General features: G+C 32.7%; 17 protein-coding genes and 1 pseudogene. 17 read left to right on the forward strand and 1 reads right to left on the reverse strand.

What is annotated here, in order from left to right; genetic code table 11:
* The first annotated feature begins 141 nt into the window (after nt 1-141).
* Nucleotides 142-1716: a multicopper oxidase family protein gene (locus NBE98_RS16810; RefSeq protein ID WP_250816169.1), complete on the forward strand. Its 1575-nt coding sequence runs from the start codon at nt 142-144 to the stop codon at nt 1714-1716.
* A 39-nt stretch (nt 1717-1755) separates the two neighbouring features.
* On the opposite strand, the gene NBE98_RS16815 is transcribed toward NBE98_RS16810, so the two are convergent.
* Nucleotides 1756-3099 (reverse strand): YheC/YheD family endospore coat-associated protein, encoded by a 1344-nt coding sequence (locus NBE98_RS16815; protein ID WP_250816170.1) that lies wholly within the window; start codon nt 3097-3099, stop codon nt 1756-1758.
* A 586-nt stretch (nt 3100-3685) separates the two neighbouring features.
* Between NBE98_RS16815 and NBE98_RS16820 the strand changes: the two genes are divergently transcribed.
* The 16 genes and pseudogenes from NBE98_RS16820 (at nt 3686) to NBE98_RS16895 (ending at nt 17611) form a co-directional block, all read left to right on the forward strand.
* Nucleotides 3686-4222 (forward strand): GNAT family N-acetyltransferase, encoded by a 537-nt coding sequence (locus tag NBE98_RS16820; RefSeq protein ID WP_250816171.1) that lies wholly within the window; start codon nt 3686-3688, stop codon nt 4220-4222.
* 348 nt (nt 4223-4570) lie between these two features.
* On the forward strand, nt 4571-5110 hold the full coding sequence (locus NBE98_RS16825; RefSeq protein ID WP_250816172.1) for an AAA family ATPase: 540 nt from the start codon (nt 4571-4573) through the stop codon (nt 5108-5110).
* Between the two features lie 300 nt (nt 5111-5410).
* Nucleotides 5411-6391, forward strand: coding sequence for a serine hydrolase domain-containing protein (locus tag NBE98_RS16830; RefSeq protein WP_349305990.1), 981 nt, complete (start codon nt 5411-5413; stop codon nt 6389-6391).
* 266 nt (nt 6392-6657) lie between these two features.
* Nucleotides 6658-7503: a GNAT family N-acetyltransferase gene (locus tag NBE98_RS16835; RefSeq protein WP_250816174.1), complete on the forward strand. Its 846-nt coding sequence runs from the start codon at nt 6658-6660 to the stop codon at nt 7501-7503.
* 311 nt (nt 7504-7814) lie between these two features.
* A complete protein-coding gene (locus NBE98_RS16840) occupies nt 7815-8438 on the forward strand; it encodes an HD domain-containing protein (protein ID WP_250816175.1) in 624 nt (207 codons plus the stop codon).
* A 182-nt stretch (nt 8439-8620) separates the two neighbouring features.
* The gene (locus tag NBE98_RS16845; RefSeq protein WP_250816176.1) at nt 8621-9451 is read left to right on the forward strand and encodes a DUF2785 domain-containing protein; all 831 of its coding nucleotides are present in this window, start codon (nt 8621-8623) and stop codon (nt 9449-9451) included.
* 97 nt (nt 9452-9548) lie between these two features.
* The gene (locus NBE98_RS16850; protein ID WP_250816177.1) at nt 9549-10082 is read left to right on the forward strand and encodes a GNAT family N-acetyltransferase; all 534 of its coding nucleotides are present in this window, start codon (nt 9549-9551) and stop codon (nt 10080-10082) included.
* Nucleotides 10083-10163: 81 nt separating this feature from the next.
* Nucleotides 10164-10442 (forward strand): nucleotide modification associated domain-containing protein, encoded by a 279-nt coding sequence (locus NBE98_RS16855; protein WP_250816178.1) that lies wholly within the window; start codon nt 10164-10166, stop codon nt 10440-10442.
* 43 nt (nt 10443-10485) lie between these two features.
* Nucleotides 10486-11214: an HAD family hydrolase gene (locus tag NBE98_RS16860; protein WP_250816179.1), complete on the forward strand. Its 729-nt coding sequence runs from the start codon at nt 10486-10488 to the stop codon at nt 11212-11214.
* A gap of 172 nt (nt 11215-11386) precedes the next feature.
* Entirely contained in the window at nt 11387-12256 is an 870-nt protein-coding gene (locus NBE98_RS16865; RefSeq protein ID WP_250816180.1) for an AraC family transcriptional regulator, read from the forward strand.
* A 278-nt stretch (nt 12257-12534) separates the two neighbouring features.
* Nucleotides 12535-13359 (forward strand): pentapeptide repeat-containing protein, encoded by an 825-nt coding sequence (locus NBE98_RS16870; protein ID WP_250816181.1) that lies wholly within the window; start codon nt 12535-12537, stop codon nt 13357-13359.
* A gap of 410 nt (nt 13360-13769) precedes the next feature.
* Nucleotides 13770-14894, forward strand: coding sequence for a radical SAM protein (locus NBE98_RS16875; protein ID WP_250816182.1), 1125 nt, complete (start codon nt 13770-13772; stop codon nt 14892-14894).
* A 117-nt stretch (nt 14895-15011) separates the two neighbouring features.
* Nucleotides 15012-15641: a class I SAM-dependent methyltransferase gene (locus NBE98_RS16880; protein ID WP_250816183.1), complete on the forward strand. Its 630-nt coding sequence runs from the start codon at nt 15012-15014 to the stop codon at nt 15639-15641.
* Nucleotides 15642-15911: 270 nt separating this feature from the next.
* Complete coding sequence (locus NBE98_RS16885) at nt 15912-16343, forward strand: hypothetical protein (protein ID WP_250816184.1); 432 nt, start codon at nt 15912-15914, stop codon at nt 16341-16343.
* 68 nt (nt 16344-16411) lie between these two features.
* Nucleotides 16412-16564 (forward strand): annotated as a pseudogene (locus tag NBE98_RS16890) (DUF1697 domain-containing protein); the annotation flags it as partial.
* Between the two features lie 48 nt (nt 16565-16612).
* Nucleotides 16613-17611 carry a methyltransferase domain-containing protein gene (locus NBE98_RS16895; RefSeq protein WP_250816185.1) on the forward strand — a complete coding sequence of 333 codons (999 nt, stop codon included), beginning with the start codon at nt 16613-16615 and terminating at the stop codon, nt 17609-17611.
* The last annotated feature ends 166 nt before the right edge of the window (nt 17612-17777 follow it).

A 17777-nucleotide genomic window follows, 5' to 3' on the forward strand; every position in this document is an offset into this window, starting at 1 on the left:
GAAACGTTATATGTAATTTTTATATAAGAGCGGTAGCTCATCTTGCAGGTTAGTAACTTTTTTAAAAAGACATCATATTATATAGCGAAAAAGGACCATTATTTATGACCATGGTCTATAAATGCAAAAGGAGGCTATATAATGGCTCTTGAAAAATATGTAGACAAACTTCCTATTCCACCAGTGCTTGCACCTGTTTCCTCTGATACTGGTGTTGATTACTATGAAGTTACAATGAAGGAAATTACTCAAAAACTTCACAGGGACCTTGAACCAACTACTTTATACGCTTATGAAGGAATATATCCAGGACCTACAATTGTGGCTGAAAGTAATAAACCTATTAAAGTTAAATGGCTGAACGATCTTCCTGTTAATCCTCATCTTCTTCCAGTAGACAAGACACTTCACGGTGCTGAAGGAGAGTATGAAGTTAGAACTGTAGTTCATCTGCATGGCGCTAATGTGCAGCCTGATAGTGATGGTTTTCCAGAGTCTTGGTTTACCAATAACTTCGAGCACGTAGGCCCTACCTTTACAAATGAAGTTTACTATTATCCAAATAAGCAGCCTGCCACTACACTTTTCTATCATGACCATGCTATTGGAATTACTCGTTTAAATGTATATGCAGGCCTTGCTGGAGCTTATATTATCCGTGACGAGATTGAAGAAAATTTAAACCTTCCAAAAGGAGAGTTTGAAATACCACTTATAATTCAAGATAGAACTTTTAATCTTGATAATGGAGCTCTAATTTATCCAAATCAGCCAGATAACGCTATACCTGAACTAACTCCTAATCCATCTGTTGTGCCTGAGTTCTTTGGGGATACAATTTTGGTTAATGGAAAGGTTTGGCCATATTTAGATGTAAGGCCACAAAGGTATAGGTTTAGAATAGTTAATGGTTCCAATGCAAGATTTTATAATATAAAGCTAGTCAATACTAGTACAGGTGAAACACCAACTTGGGTTCAGATAGGTACTGATCAAGGCTTCTTAGAAGCTCCAGTATCACTTACGGGCCCTAAGCTTACAAGTCTTACGTTGGCTCCAGGTGAACGTGCTGATACTATTATAGATTTTACTGGCTTTATGGGGAGCGAATTTGAATTTACAAACGATGCAAAAGCACCTTTCCCAATGGGAGATGACCCTGATGCAGATACTAGTAAAATTATGAAATTTAAAGTAGTTCTTCCAGCTCTCGGAACTGATGAAAATGAAATACCTACATCACTGACTACTATTGATTGGTTAGATGAGTTAAATGCATCAAAGATCAGATATTCCACACTTGTAGAAGCAATTGATTCATATCAGCGTCTACAGCTTCTTCTGGATAATTTAATGTGGGGTGATGCAATAACACAAAAACCTAAGCTTAATTCAATTGAAGTTTGGAATATAGTAAATGCAACTGTGGACACACATCCTATCCATCTGCATCTTGTACGATTCCAGATCCTTGGACGCAGACCTTTTGAATATGATCAAATGGGGAATATTGTCTATACAGGCCCTGAAACCCCGCCAGATGATAACGAAAAAGGCTTTAAGGATACTGTTAGAGCAAATCCAGGCGAAGTAACAAGAGTCATAGCAAGATTTGGCGATTTCGTTGGTGTTTACCCATGGCACTGCCATATTCTAGAGCATGAAGATCACGAAATGATGAGACCTTTTGAGGTTGTTAAAAGACATGCAAAATAGTTAGGGTATAAGTTTAAGAGGGCGGTTCAGCCCTCTTTTTCAGTTATTATAAATGTTAAAAGAACTTGAAGCCACAGCATACTTTATGGGATTACTTTTAGTTTCATGAAAAGATTTTCTATCTTTAAGGGGCAAAATTATTTTATGATCCTGTCTAGTGTTAGCTTCTAAAATCCAAATATTTAATTTATCATCTATAGCTGCATCTATTCCCAGGTCTCCAAAGTTTTCGCCTGTTTCATCAAACATTTTGCATAGGTTATTACAAATATTTATTAGTTTAGTTTTAATATTATTAATTTCCTTATCCTCTAGTTTAAGAACTCTAATAAACACTTCCTCAAAGGTTAGGGCATAACCATCTTCCTTAAAATTTGAACATATGCCGTTTTGCTTACCAATCTTGGCGACAATTTTTGTGCATTTCCACTCCAAGGTTTCATTCTTTTGCATTATTACACGAAAATCTATATACCGATTTTCAAATTTAATAGAATTAATTCCTTGTTGAACTAAATACTGCTGTTTATGTTTGATACGATTAAAATAATTGAATGCTGTTTCCCCACTCTGCACTAAAACTGGATATGGGTTATCATTTATTTGAAAACAATAACTACCTTCTGATTTGTGAACTCTTATTAGTCCCCTGGCTAATGAACTACCTATAGGTTTTAAGTAAACATAATCATATTTCTCCAGCATTTTATCCAAATCTTCTATTGATGAAAGTAGTTTTGTATCAGGAATATTATTTGACACTAAGTTAGACTTTTCTGCCATGCGCCAAAAGTCTAACTTATTAAGCTGCAACGAATTAAAAAGTTTATTATTTACATTTTCTTTTAGTTTTTGTATTTTAAACTTAGTTAGTAATGTTCTATTATACACAACATTAGGAAATGGTATTATTCCTTCTTTCCAAAATCCACTTTTGGTGCTGTTATCATATTTAAAATAAAAGCCTTTTATTACTTTGCTTATAAATTCAATCCCTTCCCAGCTGAATACACATATTAATCCATTGAATTTTTCATAGTGCAATGTATATAATAGTAGTCTCTTAAGCATGCCTTTAGTCAAATCACGATTGTGCTTAGTGATTAAAAGTCCAATAATAGGGCCAATATTTATGCAATTATCTTGAATATTTACTTGATAAAAAACATCTAAAGGTATTAAAAGATACTCTAGTATATCACTTGATATCTCCAGAGTATAATCATCTAAGTTTGATGATATTTGTACCTTTATATTTTGCTTTCTTTGACCTGCACAAATATTAATAATTTTAATATTTTCATTTAAGTATTTTTTTTCAAAATCTTTAGAAACTATCAAGCTTTCTTCTGTTCTATCACATGAAACTATCCTATAAAACATGATTATAACTCCTCACTAATACGATAAACTGTTCTTTTATATAATATTAATAAGGATATTTATTTGTTATATGAAATGAAATTTTGTTAAAGAAAATGGTATTTTTTCGCCATACTCCATTCAGAAGTTATAAAGTTTTTCTCCACTGCATAATCCACTTCCCTTGGATTTAAGATCGCTAACCTGCAAAAGGTAGAATTTATATGGAAAAACATGTATTATATAGTATATGAGTATTTTGGAGTGTTCAGTAAGTACGAAATTATTTTAAGTGTGTAGAATGGCCGTTATTTAAAGTATAGTGCAAAAACTACATATAACAAAATGTTCAAATCCGCTTTGCATGAAAAGGATGCAAAGCACACCTGCGAAGCCAAGTGCGGTCGCTCTAGGCTTCTCGACGTTTTGAACAAGAGATGTTATACGCAACTTTGTTTGTAGTCAGCAATTAGTTGGATTTTTTAAAATTTGGCTTTGTTTAAGAATGCTGTTGAAAATAATATAATTTTTAATAAGTTGTTTGCAACTGTAAGATAATGTGAAGCGAAAAAGTTTATATTATAACATGATGAGGAGGAGGATTTTTATGAAGGACCCATACGAAATATGTCCCACTTTTGAAACAGAAAGCTTTATTTTAAGACTCGTTTCGGAAGAAGATTCCGAAGGTCTGCTTAGATGTTATTCTGATAGTAAGGCACAAAAAAATTTTAACTCTGATAGGTGTACAGGTGATTTCTGTATTTACGCAATTGAGGATATGTTGCAATGCATTAAAGCTTGGCTTTATGCATATTCTCAACAAGAATTTATACGCTTTGCAATTATAGATAAATCACTATCTAAAGCTATTGGAACAGTAGAAATGTTTGGTTATGTTGGTAAATATAAAATCAAGACAGGAATACTTCGAGTTGATGTTTCTTCTGAATACGAAAATATAGATTACTTAAACGAAATATTTAGTGTTTGTAACGAGAACTTTTTTGATTTGTTTGAGGTTGATATGATTGCAACTAAGGCGATACCTCAAGCTGTTGAAAGACGAAACACATTATTAAAAATTGGTTTCTGTGAAGGCAAGGTGTATGAAGGAGAACACTATTATTTGCGTTCAAAATAAGAATAATCTACTGTAAACTTAATAAACAATATTCTATTTATGCGCAGCAAATTCGAGTTTTTGAATGGATTCAGCTCAAAGTGTAGAGTCTAAAGCAGCGTATAACAAAATGTTGCCGTTCACCTTGGCAGGTGAACTTTTTTTATGTAGGCATGTGTAAAATTGTGGGTTATAATCAATATATAGGTTATGTGCAAGGTTGTCGCCAAGGGGTATTCCTTAAGGGTCCGGTTCAGAAACGTCGGCAACACGGGAACGTTATGCGAAATATAGTAAAATTGGCCGCCAATCCATAGGCAGATTATGAATATAGGTAAAGAGATAATACTAATTACTAAGAGGTGTATGATGATTAAACGAATACATATCATGGGAGCTTCGGGCTCTGGGACAACAACTTTAGCTAGGGCACTTTCCGAGAAGATCGGATATACTCATTTTGATTCTGATAATTATTATTGGGTTTCCACACCCATCCGATTTACACAAAAACGAGATCGTGAAGAAAGGAATAATCTTTTAATAAGAGATTTGGAAAGTTCCACTAAATGGGTATTATCAGGATCTTTATGCCGCTGGGACAATATTCTCATTCCAGATTTTGAGTTGGTTGTATATTTATCTTTGCCAAAAGAAATACGGATACAACGACTACTTGAGAGAGAAAGACAGAGGTACGGTGCAGAAATTGAACCAAATGGATCAAGGCATCAGCTACATAATGAATTTATTGAATGGGCATCACAGTACGATGAAGCCGGGCCTTATATGAGAAGTAAATCGTTACATAGCATTTGGTTATCCAATTTGTCTTGCCCCGTTCTGAGAATTGAAGGAGATAAGACTGTTGAAGAACGCTTAAATATTATACTGAGTGCAATTGAATAGACAGATAAGTTTGAAAGGAGAGGCATCCGGATTGCTCTGGCTTCGTTGGGATGTACTTCGCATAACAAAAAATTCCCATTCAGCTTGGCTTGAAAAAATAGCCAAGCTGAATGGGAATTAGAAACGTTTACTGAAAGAATATGCATATGAACATTTTAATTCCGTAATAAAGTATATTTTTTAGTTGAAATTTATAATGAATACAATTTGAAAAAGGAGTGAAAAATACTGGATACTCATATTATAAAATCACAAATATTAAATAAGAAACCTGATTTTTCAGGGGTCATATTTCTTTCGATTAATGAAGAAACCGTTATGCAAGAAGCTATGGGAGAGGCTAAAATAAGTGAACATATTCCAAACCGTGTAAATACAAGATTTCCAACAGCCTCTGGAAGTAAGATATTTACTGCTGTTGCAATATTAAAACTAATTGAGTTAGGAAGATTATCATTAGATGATTCGGTTACAGCTTGTCTACCAAACTTTTTTCCATACATGGATAATTCGGTGACAATTCGCCATCTACTTACCCATACATCAGGTTTTTGTGATTATTTTGATGAGGAAGAAAATGATACAGATGTCTCCTATGCTAGTGTATGGGAAAACATCCCTATGTATGCCATGAAATCACCTAATGATTTTTTGAGATTACTTCAAAATAAAAAAATGGAATTTGAACCTGGTCATCGTTTCAAATATAACAATGGTGGGTTTGTAATACTTTCTATGATTATAGAAAAAGTTTCAGGCATGAATTTTCCACTTTTTATTCAGAAGTACATTTTTGACATATGTGGGATGAACCATAGTGGGTATTTCTCAATGGACAATCTTCCGAGTGATACTGCAATTGGCTATACAGGTAATGAAAAAGGCGGTTTGAAAGCTAATATTTATTCTGTGCCAATTGTTGGTGGTGGTGATGGAGGTGCCTATACTACTGCAGGAGACATGTATTTATTCTGGAATGCGTTGCTAAATGGTGAAATACTAGCACCTCAGATTGTACAAGCTATGTGTACTCCACAAGTAAAAACTGGAGAAGATTGCATCGCTTATGGGTATGGTGTATGGTTGAATATATGCAATGAAAGTGTTATCAAAATCCATGTTATGGGTGGCGACCCTGGAGTATCATTTAGAAGCGCCTATTATCCACATGACAAAATCGTATGCACTGTTTTATGCAACCGTGATGAAGGCAGTTATATGGCATTTAAAGTGGCTGAGGATATGATGCCTACTATGCAAGCTAAAAATAACAACATATGAATTATGTTACATTGTTCTTAAATATTGGATTAAAAATATAAAAGAAGAAGAGAGGGTTATATTGGTTCTCGTTTAAAGTTTAAGGATAGCATATTCCTTCACCATGTCCTGTCGCGCTAAGGTTTAGAAACGTGGGCCACAAGAAACGTTATCCGAAATTTTAAGTGTAAGAAAGTTTGTGTTTACACACTAAATTACTTTTAATAAATATAAAGGATAAGTCAAAATATTAAAAATTGCTGTAAATATTATGGGGGATGAATTTAATGGTAGAACTAAAAAGCAGTGAATTTAATAATATTATTCAGGTTTTAGATAACGAAAGAGTGCATTGCACTTTTGCATATGCAGTGGTAGAAGGAAAGCAGCCAGGTAGAATTTATTCAGATAATAATATAAAACCTACATGCTGCTTAATAGTTTGTAAAAGCGGTAAATATTTGGTCGCTGGTGATACAAATAATGCAAGCTTTAATGAATTTTTATCAGATTACTTATATGATAGAGAAAATCATAGCAACTATTTTGACCTTTACAGTTCTTCTCAAAAGTGGATTCTTAAGTTGGACGAGCTATTAGCTGATAATGCGGCTAAATTGAGTAGACAGCTATTTCAATGGAATCATTCAAGTCTGCCTTCAATCGCTAATTTTAGTGAAATGCTACCAGAAGGTTTTGAGTTAAAAAGAATGGATGCAGATTTATTTGTAAAATATTCAAAGGAGATAGATTCATCATATATCAACTTATGGGGATATCCCAATAACTTTGTTTCTAATGGGTTTGGTTTTTGTATAATGAAAGATAATGAATTTGTTAGTATTTGCAATACATATTACGTAAGACAAGGTTTTGCAGAAATAGATATAATAACAAAAGAGCAGTTTAGAAAACAAGGGTTTGCTTTAATTACGTGTTCAGAGTTTATAAAGCACTCTGTAAATAATAATATTAAACCTATATGGGATTGTGATGATGGAAATGAAAGGTCAAAAGCTTTAGCAGAAAAGCTTGGGTTTCAAAGTGTTGAAGACTATCAAATGCATTGGTGGCATGAAAATAAAAGTTTTGTTGAAAGTTATTTAAAGAAATTTAACTATCAAATTAACTAGTACGATGCCGATTAAGATGAAGTATTTTTATGTTTTAAACTAAAATATAGGAAATAAACTACTACTCAAATGTAGAGTAAGACACTTAAGACATCAGATAACGATGGACCCAAGTTCGCTTTGGCTGTACAGGGTTCAAGCCTTCGAAGGAGCCAAAGCAAATGCCTCAGCTAACCGAGCTGGAACTTAGAAAAGCTAACATAAGAGCTATGTAAGCTTTTCTAAGTTTCGGTAGCGCTGAGGCACGTCTTGAATGGGAAATGTTATATGCATTGTTAAAGGTAGAAAAAGTGGATTGGAGATAAAATTGAATGAAAAATTTAAGCGATATGAGCTATGTCCCATCTGTCGAGGAGGCCAAACTCATATTAGAAGAGAGTGGAAAGCTAAATCCTGGGCCTTGGATAAAACATTCACTGTATGTAGGTAAAGCTGCAGAACAAATAGCCCAGAATTGTTCAGCACTAAATCCAGAAACAGCTTATGTATTGGGGTTACTCCATGATATAGGGAGAAGATTTGGTGTTACAAGCATGAGGCATAGCATTGATGGATACAACTTTCTTTCACAGAAGGGGTATCATTTATCTGCAAAGATATGTATAACGCATTCGTTTCCATATAAGAATGTTAAAGCAGTATTTGGTGAATGGGATTGCAGTGATGAGGAACTTAAATTTATTGAACATTTTCTGAATAATACGGAATTTGATGACTATGATATGTTAATCCAACTATGTGATGCCCTAGCTTTACCAACTGGATTCTGTTTAATCGAAAAAAGAATGATTGATGTAGCTCTCAGGCATGGGCTAAATGAATATATTGTTCCAAAGTGGAGACAAACCTTTCAAATTCAAAAATATTTCGAGGAGCTGATGGGAAAATCATTATACAGTGCACTTCCAGGAGTTGTAGAAAATACTTTTAATTGAAGAATATTATATAATATTACATGGGGTACTATATAAAGCTATGAATAAAGAGTATTTAAGAAAGGATTGATTTAATAACGGAAAATACAATAAGAAAGTGAAATATGGATAATAAATATTAAAAAAATAGTGAGCTATATCATGAGAAGTAAACCTAATAAATTAAGAGTTGGGGGATATGTATGAATAAACAAGAGTTAAAGACATTATTAAGAAATATAAAAAACAACAAATACGCAGTACCAGAGGGTGTGAACCCATATAAATTGTCCTTGGAGTTGATGGATTATATAGGTGATATTGATGGTGAGTTGCGTGATGACTTGGTTTATTCAGTTCTTGTAGGATGGATAATGGGGGATACTCTGACACCTGAAGAAGCACATGACATATTTGTCATAGCATTAGACGAAAAACATATTTTAAATGGATTGGGAGAAATTAATGATACGGTTTTTGGCAGGACTTTTTCCGTTGAAGTGGCTGCATGTATCATCTATAAGCACAGAAAGCTTTTATCTGATAGTGATATTTTAAAAGCTTTTAATACAGTTTTAAAATTTTATAATGAGGACAGGGATGTAAGAGGATTTGTAGAAGGTAAAAGGTGGGCTCATGGGGCTGCCCACGGTGCTGATGCCCTGATGGAACTCGCACAATGTAAGGTAATAGGATATGAAGGATTAAAAAAGATAATAGATTCAATACATAAAAAAATTAACATAAATTACTACGGATATATTAACAATGAGGATGAGCGTATGATATCGGCTGTTAAGGCAGTTTTGGAAAGAAATATAATACCTGTAGGAGAAATTGAAGAATGGATTAGAAGCTTTGGTAACATAAAAAAAACAGGTTATATACTTCCTGATGATCTATTTATTGAACATAATGTAACTCTTTTCTTAAAAAGCTTATACTTTAGACTTGCTGATAATACGAAGTATGAACAACTAGCAAAAATAGTTAAAGAGGTGCTAAAGAAAACAAGCCGTTTTGGTGAGGATTAATCATAAACCGATTATATAGTAGAGTGATAGATTTCAATTTGTAGTGTTATAGTAGAATAATTTCAGTTTCAGCTAAATCGTTTGGTGAGGTAATAAAATGGGGATTAGCATTAGAGAGGCTACAATAAATGATGTTTATGGTATTGCAAAAGTTCATGTGGATTCATGGAATACAACATATAAAGACATAGTTCCAGCTGAATACTTGAAATCAAGAACCTATAAATGGCAAGAAGAACGTTGGGTAAAAAGATATTTTGCAAATAAAAATACAAAAGAATTTTTATATGTTGCAGTAACTATGGATGATAGAGTTATTGGATTTGCATGTGGTTCATCACTAAACGAAGATATTGAATTTAAAGGGACTATAAATGCAATATATATTTTAGATAGCTATCAAAAGCAGGGCATTGGTAAGCAATTAGTTAAGAGAGTAGTTGAGAAATTGGCTAACGATGAAGTTGAGAAGATGATAATTTGGGCATTTGAAAAAAATCCATCCTGCAAATTCTATGAGAAAATTGGTGGAAAAAAGGTAAGACGAAAAATTGTTAACATTAGCGGGAAAGAACTAGTTGAAGTAGGGTTTTGCTGGAATAACTTAGAACAGCTAGTAAGTGAATTATAATTACTTAGAGCAAAAGATAAATACAATTTTTAATATTACATTACAATCATAATTTAGAGATAAAGAAAGGGAGTATTCTATATGTCAAAAGTTGACCAACATAAAGAGATATGTGAAAGATTAAATAAAATATATACTGCTAAAAACAAAGACTATGGTGACAGTTTCAGTGAAGGGTTTCAAGAATACGGGCTTATAATGCCTGCAATTAGATTAGAAGATAAGCTGCGAAGATATAAGCAATTAATTAGAGAAGATGCTGAAGTAAAAGATGAGAGCATTATTGACACTCTATTAGATTTGGCCAATTATTCCATAATGACAATTATAGAAATCGAAAATAAAGACAAAGAAAAATAAGAAACAATGCTCATATATTATAAAGTGATCAGGTGGTGTAGAAATGAATAAACCCAAAATGGTGATTTTTGATTATGGACAAACTCTTGTTAATGAAAAGGTATTTGATACATTAAAGGGTACAAAGGCAGTATTAAGTGTAGCTGCTAATAATCCTAATAATGTTTCAGCAGAGGAAGTACAAGCATTAGCAAATCAATTAAGTCAAGAAATAGGCCGATATGGAGTAGAATTTCAGAAGCAAACATTTTTAGAAGTTCATAATCATTTTTTTCAGAACTACCTTTACGAATACTTTGGTATTCAATTTACAAAATCAGCAGCAGAGATTGAACGTATATTTCAAAATGCGGCTTGTATTGCTGAATCAACAAAAAACATAGAGAGTTTTTTGCAGTTTTTAGAGGATGTAAATATACGAACAAGTGTAATAAGTAATATATCTTTTAGTGGGGATTTATTGAAAGAACGTATCAACTACTTTATACCATCACATAAATTTGAATTTATTATAGCAAGTAGTGAATATGTGTTTAGGAAACCTCATAAGAGAATATTTGAATTAGCCCTTCGTAAAGCAAAGCTTGATGCCAGTGATGTTTGGTATTGTGGGGATAATGCAGTTTTTGATGTTGATGGTGCAGCAAATTGTGGTTTGCTTCCCGTTTGGTATAAAGGAGCAATTGAGAAATCAAATAAATATATCCCAAAGAATAAATGCTTAATAATAGATGATTGGAATGAACTTATAGATAAATTAAAAATGCTTTAAAAGAGACAATTGTAGCTTTTATGGTTTCTGCAACATTAGTTTATGGGCGAATAAAAAAAGCAAAGCAAGATTAACTACATATTATTTATTTTAAATTTAGACAAATGAAAGCAAGGTAGGATAGGAAATAGCAGTTATATCTTGATAGAATTTGTACATGGAGGTGATGAAGATGAATTTTATTCAAAACTTGCAGAGGGCAATCGACTATATGGAAGAATATATATTAGAACCAATCACATATGAGGATGTTGCAAAACATGTCTACATGTCAAGCTATCATTTTCATAGAACATTTAGCTTAGTGACTGGTATAACAGCAAATGAGTATATTAGGACTAGAAGATTATCTATGGCGGGCCAGGAAATCTCTATATCTGACGAAAAAGTAATTGATATTGCTCTAAAATATGGTTATGATTCTCCGGAAAGTTTTACAAAGGCATTTACCAGATTCCATGGTATTACGCCGAATGCTGCAAGACGAGCAGGTATGAAATTAAAATCTTTTAATCGCCTTATTATTAAAATAAAATTAGAAGGTGGTACTGTTATGGACTACAGAATCGAAAAACGTGAGGCCTTTAAATTACTGGCTAAGGTTAAAAAGTTTAGAAATGAATCAATTTCAGAAGAGGGAAATACTGAAATTCCAGATTTTTGGAAAGAATGTGGCGACAATGGCACATTTGATATTTTGAAACAAAACACTAACAGGAATGATATTTATGGAGCTTGTGCACCAATATCAAAAGAAAGTACACAATTTGATTATGGCATTGGTGTGGAATTTAGTATTGGTAATGTACCAGAAGGATATACCATATGGGAGGTAAAACCTACACTATGGGCTGTATTTAAGTGTATAGGTGATACTGCGGATTGTATAGGCGAAACCTGGGAAAAAATCTTTTCAGAATTTCTTCCAGGTTCAGAGTATAGTATGCTTGATGATACTGATTTTGAATTATACTCAGAAGATAATAAAGCAGACTGTTTTTGTGAAATATGGATTCCTGTTGAGAAAAAGAAACATCCATAATTGATACTAACATTACAGATTATGAGCATAACTTTGCTAAATTATAATAATTAGTCTTCTATTATTCCGAACTAAAAGGAAAAACAAGAGAAGTGGGATGCAACCGAATATTGATAGCAAAAGATTTAAAACATCATATAATAAAAAATTCCGTTCAGCTTGGCTTGAAAATACAGCCAAGCTATACCTGCGTAGCTAAGAAATGAGAGTTTTTCTGAGTAGTAGGGCCAAGCTTTTGAAGATTAAATTGTGAATTACATATTTGAGGAGATTATAATATGAAGGTGCATGAAGAAAATATGGTAAGATTAGGGCAACTAAAAGTAGATTGTACAAAATGCAGTGCTTTATGTTGTACAGCATTATTTTTTTCAAAAATAGATGGTTTTCCAGAGAATAAAAAAGCTGGTAAGCCTTGTACAAAATTAGAAAATGATTATCGGTGTAAGATTCATCATGAGTTGGAAAAATTCAACATGAAGGGTTGCATAGGATATGATTGCTTTGGGGCAGGCCAGCATGTAACTCAATGCATTTATAAAGGTGAGACATGGCAAACTTCAGAAGAGAAGTCAAAAGAAATATTTGATGTATTTGTAATTATTTTTCAATTATATCAAATACGTTACTTTTTAGAAGAATCAAAAATAATAATTCCTGCAAAAGAATTATGGAGTGATATTGAAAATTTGATTCATGAAAATGAGGCTCTATGTAATTCTACTCCACAAAGTATCCTTGATATAGACATTGAGAGTTATAGAAACAAAGCTAATATTATCTTAAAGCAAGTCAGTTATTTTATTATAAAGTCTTTTAAGAATATTAATAATAAGATGGTAACAGAACTATTAGGGAAAAATTTCAAGAAAAGAAATATGAGTGGATTGGATTTGAGCATGAAATTACTAATTGCAAGTAATTTTGATAGTTGTATATTTGACGGAACAATTTTTTTAGGAGCAGATACAAGAGATGCGAACTTTAGTAATGCTGATTTAAGAGAAGCTGTTTTCCTTACGCAAGGACAAATTAATTCTGCTAAAGGAAATAGAAGTACGAAATTACCAAAACATTTGGATTATCCAGTAACATGGAAGTAATAAATGTAAATAAGTTCTAATTTGCCTTATTAAATAAAACGGTGTATTTCGAACTTGAAATAAATGTTAAGTTATATAAGGGGTTATATAGAGGGTCAATTTTTAATTTAAATGCTCATCTTGTACACAAGCTAGAAGGAAAAATTATAATTAATAATAAAGAGTATATCCTGTCAGGGAGTACAGGGAGAGCTGCTCTTAAAAATAATGTTGAAAATTGAACTCTTTACCTGCATACAAAACAATTAAATTGCTATATAATTAAAAGGTTCATGTATGTCTTTTGAGAAAAACATGTGAACAAGCATTGCATAGAGATTAATAATCTTTATGTGCAGGATAAGGAATACAAGGAGCGTAAAGATTGATAATCTTTATGTGCAGGATAAGGAATACAAGGAGGACATTTTATGAAGATTTCAAAGAAAGACGCCTTGATGTGGTTTGAATTTTTTTCAATGCTGCCAGAGGAAGAGGAACTAATGACAAAACAAAAGGAAATTATGTACTCTACCTTTGCACAAATTGAGGCAGTAATTGATCAAAGAAACGATAGGCTAATGTCGGAAATTACAGGTTTGAAAACCTTGAAGAATAGAACTTTATTTGTAGGAGATGAAAGTAAATTTCCAAAAGGATGTATTTCTTGTCTCATGGGCACTGGCTTAGGTGCAATAAGAAAAACTAATAAATGCAACATAGAGTGCAAGTTCTGCTACAACTATGGAGAACTAGATGATATTCCTCCAGTTGGCGAAGGTATGTGGGATATTGGAGGTACAAAATTTTATGAAAAGGATATTGATTTACTGTTTTCCATCCACAAGAAACCCACTGGAGTTGCCTATGTTTATTTAGAACCCTTCATGGAAATTGAAAAATACTATTCTGTAATAAAGAAATTTAGTGCTGCAGGAATCTACCAGCATCTATATACAAACGGTCTTTTAGCAACTGAAGAGACTTTAAAAGCATTAGGGGAAGCAGGCCTTAATGAGATACGCTTCAATCTGGGAGCCTCTAATTGCTCAGACAAGGTTATTGAAAACATTAAAATTGCGAAAAAATACATTAATAATGTAGGCATTGAAACTCCTATGACTCCAGAGTTTTTCGAAGCATTTTTTAAGAAAAAACAGATTATTTTAGATACAAAGCTAGATTTTATAAATTGTGCGGAATTACATTTAAATGATAATAACATAGACAATTATTATGGAGAAAACATGTATATCTCGAGACATGGCTATGTATCTCCAATTTGGAGCAGAGAATTAACTCTAAAATTCATGAAAATAGCCGATGAAGAAAAGTGGGATTTAGCAGTTCATGATTGCTCAAACAATACAAAGTTCGCTAGAGATTTAAATTTGAGCAGCAAAGAGGGTAAGTGGTTTGGAGCCAGCAATTACGCCTGTGAATTTCCAAAGATTCCATTCGAATCATTTCTGCCAATACTGCGCGATGACAATTTCAAATTTCTAAGTGAAGAAGAACTGCCTGAGGGTTATAAACCAGGAGAGTTAATTTTTTAGAATTCTTGCTTATATATTAGTTTTAAGCGGTACCTTTTTTGCTTTGGCAAGGCACGTTGAGAGTATAGTTAGAGTAAATAACGTATACTTAAAATAAAATGAAAGGGAGGTAGAGTTGTGGCAGAATTCTGGGAATCAAGTTTTATAGAAAATCAAATGATGTGGGGCTTTGATCCTGCAGATTCAGCAATATTAACAAAGGACTTTTTTCTTGAAAAGAAAGTTAAGGATATATTAATACCTGGCATTGGATATGGTAGAAACGCAAAGGTTTTTATTGATAACAAAATAAATGTAACAGGTATTGAGATTTCAAAAACAGCCATTGATTTAGCAAAGCAAAATGGAATTGATATTAATATCTTTCATGGTTCTGTAGCTGATATGCCTTTTGATAACAAACTTTATGACGGTATATTTTGCTATGCACTTATTCACTTATTGAGTAAAGAGGAGAGAGAGAAGTTTATTAAGGATTGCTACAATCAGTTAAAGCCTAATGGATATATGATTTTTACTACTATTTCAAAGGAAGCCCCAATGTATGGACGCGGCAAGCAACTGGGGAAAGACTATTTCGAGATTATGGACGGGGTAAAAATGTTTTTTTATGACTCCGACTCTGTAAAACAGGATTTTGGACAATACGGACTAATAGAAATTTCGGAAATTGTTGAGCCGCATAAGGATAACGAAAATAAACCCCCATTTAAATTTACGATGATAAAATGTCAAAAGAATCTATAATTACATTATAATTTTAAAGGGACTTGAGTAGCTTAAGAAACTACACCTAACAAAAACTTCTCCTGCAGAAAGCAATTAACTGCAGGAGAGGTTTTTTATATACAAAGTTATCAGTTTTCTATATAATAGAATCAACTATGTATGAAAGTTATGAATTAACTAAATTATAAAAAATACAATGATTTGTAAGATGGGAGCAATATGAAAAAGCTTATTTTTATTCATGGACCAAATGGGGTAGGTAAATCAACACTATGACAAGCCTTGAATATGCAAATTGAGAACTCAGCTTGGCTTGAAAGTGAATGGTGCAGAAGGACAAACCCCTTTGTTTTTAATGATGAGATTATAAAAATGACTGAAAAGAACCTTTCATTTATGTTGAGAAGCTATCTGGAGTGTTCCTCAATAGAATATGTAATATTCAATTATGGCTTCCATGGACCGCGGAAGAAGATTTTTGAAAATGTTTTAAAAAACCTTAGCGATCTCACCTATAAGTTAATCCCTATTACTATCACCTGCAGCTATGAGGAAAATGTGATTAGAATGGTAAGGGATGGCAGGGATGAGGAGCGTATATATAGAGTTTTATCTGTAAGAGATATATACGACAACCTGGATAGCCCTAGTATAGATACCACTGACTTAAACCTTGAAGAAATAGTACGTAAAGTATTGGAACTGATTAACCTTTACTAGAAGGATGTTAACACAGTGGAAGCTAAAGCTTATACTAATACAGCATTATTACGATTTATTTTCATATTATTGTGGGGAGAGATGTGTATCTTTTATTTCAGCATAGTATTAGGAATTCAAAACTTGATAATAATCTTTACAAATTAAATGTATCAACGACTGTGCGTAATTGGAAAACCTTAAGCAAGCTTGTTGATATGGCAAAGATTATGGAATTATAAAGTGTAATGTTATCTGTAAGGGGTACAAAATTATTGGGGGGATAAAAAATGCATAAACACTATATTAAAATGCTTGTATGTCCAGTATGCCACCATGAATTGGAATGGCATGTACAGGAAGAAAATCAGGATAGAATAATTAACGCAAAGGCAAGTTGCAAAGCCTGCGAGGCAGAATATGAAGTTAGAGATGAAATCGCAGTATTTTTAACTGATCAGTTGTCTAGGAATGATCTTTGGGATAGTGGGGAAAGCTCAATGGAGAAATTCTTCAAAGAAAACCCTGATACCTATCAAAAGCTTATGAATACACCTGAAGAAGAATTGAATGGTGCTGATTATTGGTTTAAAGCCTCCTATTTTGAAATGAAAAAAGATTTTCTTACAAGTTCTAGGATGTTTAAACAAGGCTTTGAAAAGATATATACTAAGGATTATATTAATGGTTGGGACAGCCAAATGGATTATATAGTTAATAATATTGAAAATGATCAGCCCATCATCGACCTTGCAACTGGCAAAGGGTATCTTGTTGAAAAGCTGCTGATGAAGAAAGAAAACTATGTAGCTGCTACAGACTTTAGCCCAACAATACTTAGGAGAAATAAAGAATATTATAAAGCCAAGGGTCTGTATGATAAATTGAGCTTAATTTCCTTTGATGCAAGAAAAACTCCTTTTAGAGATAACTCTATTACAACAATGACCAGCAATATGGGGCTTCAAAATATTGAACAAGCAGGAGAAGTTACTAAGGAGCTTAACAGAATAACTCAAAGTGAATTTATGCCAGTTATGTGTTTTATAGATAAAGATGATAAAACACATATTGAACTCTTAAATAAATTTGGAATTAATGCTTATTCAACAAGAGAAAATGCGGTAGAAACCTTTAAAAAATCTGGATGGGATATTGAAATCTGCAACTCATTTCTAGCAGATATAAAACCAACTCCAAAAGGTGAGATTCTAGAAGGTGGAGAAATTGATGGATTTCCAATAGAGGACACACAAGTTGAGTTTTGCGTGGTTAAGCTAAGGAAATAAAAAATACTATAAATATTAACAATTATTTTTAGAGTCTGTATTCATTTTGATACAGACTTTTTTTTTATAGCTAGCAGAATAACAACAGTGGCCTTTAACAGAATTTTTAAAAGATAATATTGATTTGTATATCATTTAATGATATATTATAGATACAATATATCAT

This window comes from Clostridium swellfunianum, assembly GCF_023656515.1.
Lineage (GTDB): Bacteria > Bacillota > Clostridia > Clostridiales > Clostridiaceae > Clostridium_AT > Clostridium_AT swellfunianum.